At 74.1% G+C, this 9,082-nt stretch carries 8 protein-coding genes; 3 read left to right on the top strand and 5 right to left on the bottom strand.

Annotation, left to right across the window (positions count from 1 at the left end; genetic code table 11):
- Positions 1-160 precede the first annotated feature (160 nt).
- Positions 161-460, bottom strand: a complete 300-nt coding sequence (locus tag ACGFZP_RS30850; RefSeq protein ID WP_392939297.1) for a hypothetical protein — start codon at positions 458-460, stop codon at positions 161-163.
- 161 nt (positions 461-621) lie between these two features.
- Positions 622-918, bottom strand: a complete 297-nt coding sequence (locus ACGFZP_RS30845) for a DUF4190 domain-containing protein (RefSeq protein WP_392939295.1) — start codon at positions 916-918, stop codon at positions 622-624.
- Positions 919-1,195: 277 nt separating this feature from the next.
- Here ACGFZP_RS30845 and ACGFZP_RS30840 point away from each other — a divergent pair, with 277 nt between their 5' ends.
- The 3 genes from ACGFZP_RS30840 to ACGFZP_RS30830 all read left to right on the top strand — a co-directional run bounded on the left by ACGFZP_RS30840 (position 1,196) and on the right by ACGFZP_RS30830 (position 5,134).
- The gene (locus ACGFZP_RS30840) at positions 1,196-2,482 is read left to right on the top strand and encodes a sensor histidine kinase (protein WP_392939294.1); all 1,287 of its coding nucleotides are present in this window, start codon (positions 1,196-1,198) and stop codon (positions 2,480-2,482) included.
- Positions 2,483-2,544: 62 nt separating this feature from the next.
- Positions 2,545-3,240, top strand: coding sequence for a response regulator (locus ACGFZP_RS30835; protein WP_392939292.1), 696 nt, complete (start codon positions 2,545-2,547; stop codon positions 3,238-3,240).
- 208 nt (positions 3,241-3,448) lie between these two features.
- Positions 3,449-5,134 (top strand): hypothetical protein, encoded by a 1,686-nt coding sequence (locus tag ACGFZP_RS30830; protein WP_392939290.1) that lies wholly within the window; start codon positions 3,449-3,451, stop codon positions 5,132-5,134.
- A 141-nt stretch (positions 5,135-5,275) separates the two neighbouring features.
- Here the strand turns inward: ACGFZP_RS30830 and ACGFZP_RS30825 are convergent, their stop codons facing one another.
- The 3 genes from ACGFZP_RS30825 to ACGFZP_RS30815 form a co-directional block, all read right to left on the bottom strand.
- The gene (locus tag ACGFZP_RS30825) at positions 5,276-6,409 is read right to left on the bottom strand and encodes an aminotransferase class I/II-fold pyridoxal phosphate-dependent enzyme (RefSeq protein WP_392939289.1); all 1,134 of its coding nucleotides are present in this window, start codon (positions 6,407-6,409) and stop codon (positions 5,276-5,278) included.
- Positions 6,406-7,179 carry a transcriptional regulator gene (locus ACGFZP_RS30820; protein ID WP_392939287.1) on the bottom strand — a complete coding sequence of 258 codons (774 nt, stop codon included), beginning with the start codon at positions 7,177-7,179 and terminating at the stop codon, positions 6,406-6,408. The genes ACGFZP_RS30825 and ACGFZP_RS30820 overlap by 4 nt, the downstream gene beginning before the upstream one ends.
- Before the next feature lie 108 nt (positions 7,180-7,287).
- Entirely contained in the window at positions 7,288-8,937 is a 1,650-nt protein-coding gene (locus ACGFZP_RS30815) for a cytochrome D1 domain-containing protein (RefSeq protein ID WP_392939286.1), read from the bottom strand.
- Positions 8,938-9,082 lie beyond the last annotated feature (145 nt).

The following is a 9,082-nucleotide window of genomic DNA, read 5'->3' as shown; positions in this document are numbered from 1 at the left end:
GGGGGGGGGGGGGGGGGGGGGGGGGGCCCCGCGGGGGGGGGGGGGGCGGGGGGGGGGGGGGGGGGGGGGGGGGGCGCGGGGGGGGGGGGCGCCCCCCCCCCCCCCCCCCCGCGTCCGGGTGTACCGCAGCGGCAGGTCCCGCCGCGGTCGGGAGGCCGGGCTACTCGGCGCCGCTGACGCCGGGCGCGACGAACCGCCGGTGGAGCGGGGAGAAGGAGACCTCGGGGGTGCCGGCGATGCCGGCCTTCTCGACCGCCGGCGTCAGCCGCTGGGCGAGGAACGCCTCGAAGGCCTGCGGGGACTCCCACACGTCGGTCACACACAGGCCCTGCTCGTCGAACCAGGCCACATGGACCTGGCCGCCCGCCGACGGGATCTCCTCCCAGTCGACGGCGTCCCGCACCGCGTTGTACTGCTCCGGCGTGACCCCGGCCCAGCGCATCGACATCACCACAGCCATGTCCGTTCCCCTTGCTCAGTAGTGGCATACCGGTCACCCACCAGCCAACAGCCTCCACCGGCGCGACGCACCCCGACGAGGGGCGAAGGCGCCCCCGGCGGCATCGGCCGCATCTGCGGCACAGCGCACAGCAGGCAGGACGGCTGATCACCGGCCGCCGGTCAGCCTCCGAAGAGCTGCTCGCCGACGCACTGCCGCCACGGCCCGAGCTCGTCGAACCGGTAGCAGCTCTGCGTCCTCCCGGCGAACCAGAGGGCCAGGAACACGACCAGGACGGACGCCACGACGGCGAACGACGACAGCACCACGCCGGTGACGGCCCTGCCCCGGCCGACGCCGGTCCGCCTGGCCGTCCGCAGGGCGACGACGCCCACGATCACGCCGGCGACACCGAACAGACCGCCGACCAGGACGACCGAGGTCGCCGCGCCGACGCCGCCCAGCACCGTCGCGGCCACGGCCGGCCCGTTCCGGCCACCCGGCGCCGACGGATGCGGGCCGTGGCCGGCGTCCTGGAGGCGGGGCGCGTACCGGTCCGCCCAAGCGGCCTCCGCCGTTGCCGACCGACCCGGCGCCGCCACTGTCCCCTGCGTGTTCATCAAGCGTCCTTCCGTCACATGGGCAGGCCCCGATCCTGCGTCACGGGGCCTCGGGCGCACATCGCGGGAAATCGGGAGATCAGGCTCCCCCGATCGGGGGAGGCCATCGCTGAGCTGCCCGGCCATACTCGTGATCATGATCAAGGGAATCCAGCCGCTGTTGCGCGGCTCCACGTACACGGGCGTCCTGTTCGCCTTCTGCGGCGCGTTGGCGAGCCTCCCGCTGCTGCCCTTCGCACTGATTCCGGCGCTGGCGTGGCCGTCCGCTCCGGAGGAGGTTCAGCTCGCTCTGGTCCTGCTGCTCTGGGCGGTACTGGTCGGTGTGGTCGGGCTGGCCCGCACCACGCGGCGGGTACTGATCGTGTCCGCCCGCCGGCTGCTGCGGGTGCCGTTGCCGGATCCGGTGGCCGCCCGGCGGCCCGCGGGCGCGCCCGACACCATGCTCACCCCCGCCGTGCCCGCCCCCGCCGCGCCGACCGGCGCCGACCGCTGGCGGACTCCGCTCTGGCTGCTGCTGCACGTGGCGCTGGGGTGGACGGGTGGCCTGGTGGGCGGTGTGCTGATCGCGGCGGGCCTGGCCATGCCGGGCGGCTGGACCGGCTCCGAGGCGAAGGTGATCCTGTTCGGCTGGTCGGTGCAGGCCGCGGGCGGCTGGAGCTGGGTGGCGGCGGTCGGCTGCGTGCTGCTGGCGGTGGCGGTGTGTGTGGCGGTGGCGAACATCCTGCGCTGGACGGCGCCGCAGCTGCTGGGCCCCTCGGCGGCCGAGCGGCTCGCGCTGGCGGCCGAGCGGGAGCTACTGCTGGCCGAACGCAACCGGCTGGCCCACGAGTTGCACGACTCGATCGGACACACGCTGACGGCGGCCACGATCCAGGCGGCGGTGGCGGGCGAGGTGCTCTCCGCCGACCCGGTGGCGGCGCGGGCCGCCATGCGCAGCATCGAGGAGTCGACCCGGGCCGCGCTGGAGGACCTGGACTACGTGCTGGGTGTGCTGCGCGAGGAGAAGGCGGGGACGGCGCCGACCCGGACCCTGGCCGACCTGCCCGAGCTGCTGGACCGGTTGGGGCACGCGGGCGCGGTGGTGGAGCCGGAGCTGTCCGGCGAGTTGGCGCAGGTGCAGGGGACGCTCTCCCGGGCGGCGTACCGGATCCTCCAGGAGGGGCTGACGAACGCGCTGCGGCACGGGGCGGGCGGGCCGATCGGGCTCCGGGTGGCGGCCGCCCCGGACGGGCTGGAACTCAGCGTGGTCAACCGGACCGGCACGGGTGCGGACCCGGCCAACGGGGCCTTCCCGACGTCCGGGCACGGCCTGACCGGACTGGCCGAGCGGGTACGGCTGCTGAACGGCGAGTTCGAGGCCGGCCCGCACGGGGAGCAGCACTGGCGGCTGGCCGTTCGGCTGCCGGTACGCTTGCCGGCATGATCGGCTCTGACGCGAGCGCAAGCGCAACCCTCCTGACCGGCCCTGACGCGAACGCAGCCGCCATGACCGACCCCGCCGCCCCCTCCGCCGGCCCTACCGGCACCGCCGTCACGCTCGTGATCGCGGACGACGACGAGGTGACCCGCAGCGGTCTGCGCACCCTGCTCGCGGCGCAGCCGGGGATCGCGGTGGTCGGGGAGGCCGCCGACGGTGTCGAGGCGGTCGAGCAGGCGCTGCGGCTGCGGCCGGACGTGGTGCTGATGGATGTGCGGATGCCCCGTCGCAACGGGATCGACGCCACCCGGCAGCTGCTGGCCGAGTCGGCCGACCCGCCGAGGGTCGTGGTGATCACCACCTTCGAGAACGACGACTACGTCACCGCCGCGCTCAGCGCGGGGGCCAGCGGGTTCGTGCTCAAGCGGCGTCCGGTCCGGGAGATCGCGGAGGCGGTGCGGGTGGTGGCGGCCGGGGAGGCGATCCTCTTCCCCGCGGCCCTGCGCCGGATGGTCGCCGCCCGCCCGCTGGGCTCCGCCCAGGCGTTGCCGCAGGCGGCGCTGACCGGGCGGGAGGAGGAGGTGCTGCGGTTGATGGCCACCGGCCTGTCCAACCCGGAGATCGCGGGGTCGCTCGTGGTGAGCCTGGAGACGGTCAAGACGCACGTCGGGAACGTGCTGACCAAGCTCGGCGCCCAGAACCGGACCCACGCGGTGGTGATCGCGTACGAGTCCGGGCTGGTGGTACCGGGGGTCGTCGGCTGACACGGCGCAAGGTGGCCCCGACCCGTCCTTCCGGACCCCGGCCTGCGCTCCGGCCCCGGCCGTTCTCCTCGCCGCTCCCCTGTCGGCACCCCGGGGCCGCCGGATATTCCGCAGCGTGCGAACGTTCGGGGATGTAGGCTCTCCGATCAAGGACTTTTGAACGAGTTCAGGAACAGGAATTGGGGGGCCGGTGTACCGTCACCGTGTCATGATCTCCGCTGCCGTCGTCGCGGCAGTCGTCGGCTTCGTACCCGCCACGGCGCAGGCGGCGAGCCCGTCGGCCGGTCCCGGCGGGGCCGCGAGCACCACCGCCCCGGCCGAAGGCGCCGGGCAGGGCGCCCCCTCGGCGGGCGCCTCCGCGCGGACGGCCGAGGATGCCGCCGCCGAGAAGGCCGCGAGGGACGCCGTGGCGAAGGACATCGCCGCGGGGAACGCCGAGGCCGCCAAGGCCAAGACCGGCGCCCGGGCCGCTGCGCCGGGTGCGGCGGCCGAGCAGCCGTACTTCCAGGTCTTCACCGGTGAGTCCAACCGGAACGCGCACGGCATGGGGATGGCGGTCGGCGTCAGCACCGACCTGACCCAGGGGGTCGTCGACTACAAGGTCGACTGGGGTGACGGCAGCACCTCCTCCGAGGTCGGCACCCTCAAGGAGGTGCGGTTCCTCGACCACACCTTCGCCGAGGTCGGGACCCACAAGATCACGATCACGGCGACCGAGCTGCTCAACAAGCTGACCGCCGTCACCGTCAAAGAGGTGGTCCTTGACGGCACCGAGTTCACCCCGCACTCGCCCACCCGGCTGCTGGACACCCGCGACGGCACCGGGGCCCCGGCCGCCGGAGCGGTCGCCCCGTACGCCACGACCCGCGTGAAGGTCGCCGGCAACGGCGACATCCCGGCGGGGGTGACGTCGGTGGCGCTGAACATCACCGCCACCAACACCACGGCGGACGGTCACGTCATCGCGTACGCCTCCGGCACGAAGCAGCCGACCACCTCGAACGTGAACTTCACGGCCGGGCAGACCGTGCCGACCCTGGCGATCGTCCCGGTCGGCGCGGACGGGTACGTCGAGCTGGCCAACCGCAGCGGCGCCCCGACGGACCTGATCGCCGACGTGACGGGCTACTTCACCAAGTCCGCGGCCAACGGGTACACCTCCGTGAAGCCGTCCCGGATCGCCGACACCCGCGAGGGCCGGGGCACGGCCCAGGGGCAGGCCGCCGGGCAGAGCACCTTCACCGTGCAGGTCGCCGGCCAGGGCGGGCTTCCGGCCCAGGGCGTCGCGGCCGTCGCGCTCAACGTCACGGTCACCGACCCGAAGGGCCCCGGCCACCTGACCGTGTTCCCGAGCGGCGAGCAGCCGTCGGCCACCTCGAACCTGAACTTCACCGCCGGGCAGACGGTCGCCAACGCGGTGATCGTGCCGGTCGGCCCCGACGGCCGGATCGGCATCCGCAACGGCGCCTGGGCCGGAGCGGACGTGGTCGTGGACGTCACCGGCTACTACGGCACCGACGGCAAGGCCGCCTACCTGCCGGAGGAGCCCCGGCGGCTGGTCGACACCCGGCCCTGGTCGCCGCTCGCCGGCCGGAGCTACGACCGAGAAGGGGTCTGGACGTCCGACCGGGCGCTCGAAGCCCTCGTCCTGAACACGACGGTGACCAACCCGCAGGGCAGCGGCCACCTCGCGGTCGCTCCGGATCCGACCGACCAGGGCGGCGCCCAGCCGACTCCGCCGGACTCCTCGGTCCTGAACTGGACCAAGGGCGCCACCGTCTCCAACCTGGTCCAGGCGGACATCAGGAACGCGCGGTACGTCGACATCTGGAACCTGGGCTGGGAGCCGACCGACCTGATCGTCGACCTGGTCGGTACGTACGACCGGAGCTGACGCCCCGCCCGCACCGCACGCCGGCCGTCCGCCCCTCCGGGGGCGGGCGGCCGGTGCCGTTTCCGCAGTCGGCGGCCGTTTCCACAGCCGGGGCCGGGCACGCGGCGCGGGCCTTCAGCGCCGTTTCTCAAGCCCCGATTCTCAGCGCCGGCCCTTCAGCCAGTCGGTGAAGGCGGCCAGTGCGGGGGCCGGGTCGCGGCGGCCGAGGCCGATGCGGAAGCGGTCGGTGGGGGTGGGGGTGAGTTCGGAGCGGTAGATGCTCGCGGGCAGGAGCAGGACGCCGGCCTGCTCGACCAGCCGGGTACAGAACTCCTCCACGCCGTCCGCGCCGAGGTAGCGGGGATAGGCGACGCAGCCGCCGTCCGGGGCGCGCCACTCGAAGAGGTCGGGGAAGGCGGCGAAGAAGGCGTCGAACCGCGGCAGGTTGGCGGCGATGATCGCCCGGTTGCGGGACAGGATCTGCTCGCGGTTGTTGATCGCGATCCGGGCCAGGATCTCGCTGGGCGCGGAGTTGCAGATGGTGGTGTAGTGCTTGGCGCGCTCCAGACGGCTGCGCAACTCCCGGTCGCGGCAGGCGATCCAGCCGACCCGCAGGCCCGGCAGGCCGAGGGACTTGGAGGTGACGTTGAGCGAGAGGGCGGTCCGGGAGAGGTCGGCGGCCTGCGGCAGGGTGCGGGCCTGGTCGTACTCCAGGCCGCGGTAGACCTCGTCGCTGAAGAGGTGGATGCCGCGCTCGTCGCAGAGTTGGGCGATCCGGGTGAGGTCGGCCGCGTCGATCACCTTGCCGGTGGGATTGTTGGGGAAGTTGACGGAGACCACGCGGGTGTTGGGGCGCAGCGCGGCGGTCAGTTCGTCCAGGTCGAGCGCCCAGTCGCGCCCGGCGTCCAGGGCGACACCGGTGACCTCGCAGAGCGAGAGCGGAATCGTCTCCGCGGACTGGTAGTTGGGCGTCACGACGACGGCGTGGTCGGCTGGACCGAGCAGCACCTGCATGGCCAGGTTGAGGGCCTCCTGCGCGCCGCCGAAGCAGATCACGTCGTCGGCGTCGACGTGCTCGTACATGCCGGCGATCGCCCGCCGCAGGGCCGGGTCCCCGAAGGTCTCGGTGTAGCCGAGGGTGAGGTTGTCCCAGGCGTGCCGGTCCTCGGGGCCGGCCAGGGCGAGCAGTTCGGACATCGCCATGGTCTGCGCGTCCGAGGCGGTGAGGTGGTGGCGGGCGGTGAACTCCCAGCGGGAGAAGTGGGTTTCCAACCGGAAGTCGGGCAGCCTGGTCATCGGTGGTTCCTCTGTTCCGCGTTCGGCAGTTCTGCGTCGGCCTGTTGGGCTTCGGTCTGCAGTGCTTCGGCCTGTTGGGCTTCGGCCTGCAGTGCTTCGGCCTGTTGGGCTTCGCTCTGTTGCGCGTCGGCCCGTTGGGCCTCCGGCCCGGTCCTGAGCTCGGCGAGCAGGGTGTAGACCGTCGAGCGCGAGACCTTGAGCGCGGTGGCGACGGCCGGGACTGCGCGGCGTACCGCGAGCACCCCGGCCTGGTCGAGTTCGCGCAGCACGGCGAGCCGGTCCTCGCGGCCGAGCCGGTCCAGCGGTCGGCCGTGGGCGCGGACGTAGCCGCCGACGACGTCGTTCATCCGCTCCGTCCAGTCCCGTTCGAAGAGCGGTTCGGGGCGGGGGGCGGTGGGGGCGGCGAAGCCGGCCAGCAGGGCGGCGGCGTGTTCCAGCGGTCCGCGGTCGAGGTTGACGCAGAGCACGGCCGAGGGGCGGCCTTCGGCGTCGCGGAGCACGGCGCTGACCGAGGAGAGCCGCCGTCCGTCGGGCAGCAGCTTCTCGTAGGGCCCGTAGACGTCGGGCGCGGACGGGTCCAGCCCGTCCAGTTCGCCGAGCAGGGACGGGTCGCCGGGGCCGCGGCCGCTCATCGGGTTCCAGAGGGCGAGGACCTCGTCCCGGACGGCGTCGTGCAGCACCACCTCGGCGTAGGGGCCGAGCAGCAGCGCCACCGCCTGGCACACCGGCGACCAGGCCTGGACGCGTGGGTCTGGGGTCTCTGCGGTCATATCTGGACTGTACGTCCAGTCTGGACGTTTCGTCCAACGCCGCGCGGCGCGCAGTACCGGGAACCGGGCCCCCGCCTCCCGGGGAGCGGGAGGCGGGGGCGGTCGGGCTCAGACGCAGCTGATCAGCAGGGCGAGGGTGGCGGTGCAGGTACGGGACGCGCGGTCGTTGGTCGCGACCGGGTCGGCGGGCGCGCTCGCGGTGCGGGCGGCGGTGACGGTGAAGGCCCGGCCGAGGTTGAGCAGGCCGACCTGCACCGTGACGTGGCGGGTGGTGCTCGCACCCTGGGCGAGCGGGGTGGCGACGGTGCAGTTCAGCCTGCCGGACGCGATGGTGCAGTCGGTCGACGAGGCGCTGAACCCGCTGGGCAGGTCCGCGGTGACGGTGGCCGAGGTCACCGCGGCGGGGCCGTGGTTGGTCAGGGTGAGGGTGTAGTCGACCCGGCCGGAGAACAGCCCGCCCACCGGCGTGGCGCCGAGCGAGACGGCGAGGTCGGCGGTGGGTGCGGTGTAGCCGAAGCGGTCGGCGGGGGTCGCCGCGCTGGTGCCGCCCGGCGTGGCGACCCGGACGTCCACGGTCCCGGCGGCGGACGCGGCGGGCGCGGTGGCGGTGCAGCCGGTCGCGGTGCAGGAGAAGGTGGTGGCGTTTCCGGCGGCGCCGAAGCTCACGGCGGTGGCACCCTCCAGGTCGGTCCCGGTGATGGCGACGACCGTGCCGCCGGCCTGCGGGCCGGACGCCGGGCTGATCCCGGTCACCACCGGCACCGGCAGCGGGAAGCCGAGGACGCTCACGGCGGCGCCGGTGAAGTCGGTCAGGTAGCCGCGCCGCCCGTCCGGGGTGAGCGCCAGCGTGAACGGGCTCGCGCCGACCGGCACCGTCGCGGTGACCGCGCGGTCGGCGGTGGTGATCACGCTCAGAGTGTCGTCGGCGTAGTTCGAGGCGTACGCGTACCGGCCGTCCGGGGAGAGCGCGACGGCGAACGGGTTGGTCCCCACCGTCACGGTGCCCGCGACGGTCCCCGCGGCGGTGTCCAGCACGCTGAGGGTGTTGTCGCCGCCGTTGGCGGTCCACAGCCGGGAGCCGTCGGAGCTCAGCGCCAGGCCGAACACCCCGTGGCCGACCGCGATGGTCGCGCTCACCGTGTTGCTCGCGGTGTCGACGACGCTCACCGCCTGGGCGCCCGAGGCGGCGACGTAGAGGTGCGCGCCGTCCGGGTCGACGACCAGGCCGTGCGGCTCGGCGCCGACCGGGACGGTGGCGGTCACGGCGTTGGTCGCGGTGTCCAGCACGCTGACCGTGCCGTCCCCGGCGTTGCCGACGTAGACGTGTGCGCCGTCGCGGGCGACGGCCACCCCGAAGGGCTCGGCGCCGACCGGGACGGTGGCGGTCACGGCGTTGGTCGCGGTGTCCAGCACGCTGACCGTGCCGTCGAGGTGGTGGGTGAGGTACGCGTGCCGCCCGTCCGGTGCCCAGGCCACGGCGTACGAGCCGGTACCGGCCGTGAAGGTGCCGGCCACCGTGCCGGTGGCGGTGTCGAGGACGCTCACGGTGCCACTGCTCTGGCTGGTCACGAACGCCCGGCCGCCGTCCGGCGCGAGTGCGACGCCCGCCGGATAGTCCGCCACGGCCACGGTGGCGGTCACGGCGGGCGGCGGCGCGGCGGCCTCCGCGGTGCCGGGCTGCGACAGCAGCGCGGCCGTGGCCGCACCGGTGGCGACCACGGCCGTCCAGGAGCGGCGCGGGGAGCGACGTATTCTCACGGGGGTCTTCTCCAGACTCGTCAAGGCAGCGGGGAACGCAGGGCTCCGGTACGCGCGGGAGCCGCACGAAGCGTAGGAGACCCTTTGACGGAGCGTCAGGAGTTGATCGGGATTGTTGCCAAGTGTTCAGAACCGGTCACCGGTC

Origin of the sequence: Kitasatospora sp. NPDC048239, assembly GCF_043202015.1 — a bacterium.
Classification (GTDB): Bacteria; Actinomycetota; Actinomycetes; order Streptomycetales; family Streptomycetaceae; genus Kitasatospora.
This window is presented reverse-complemented; position numbering and strand designations above follow the sequence as displayed.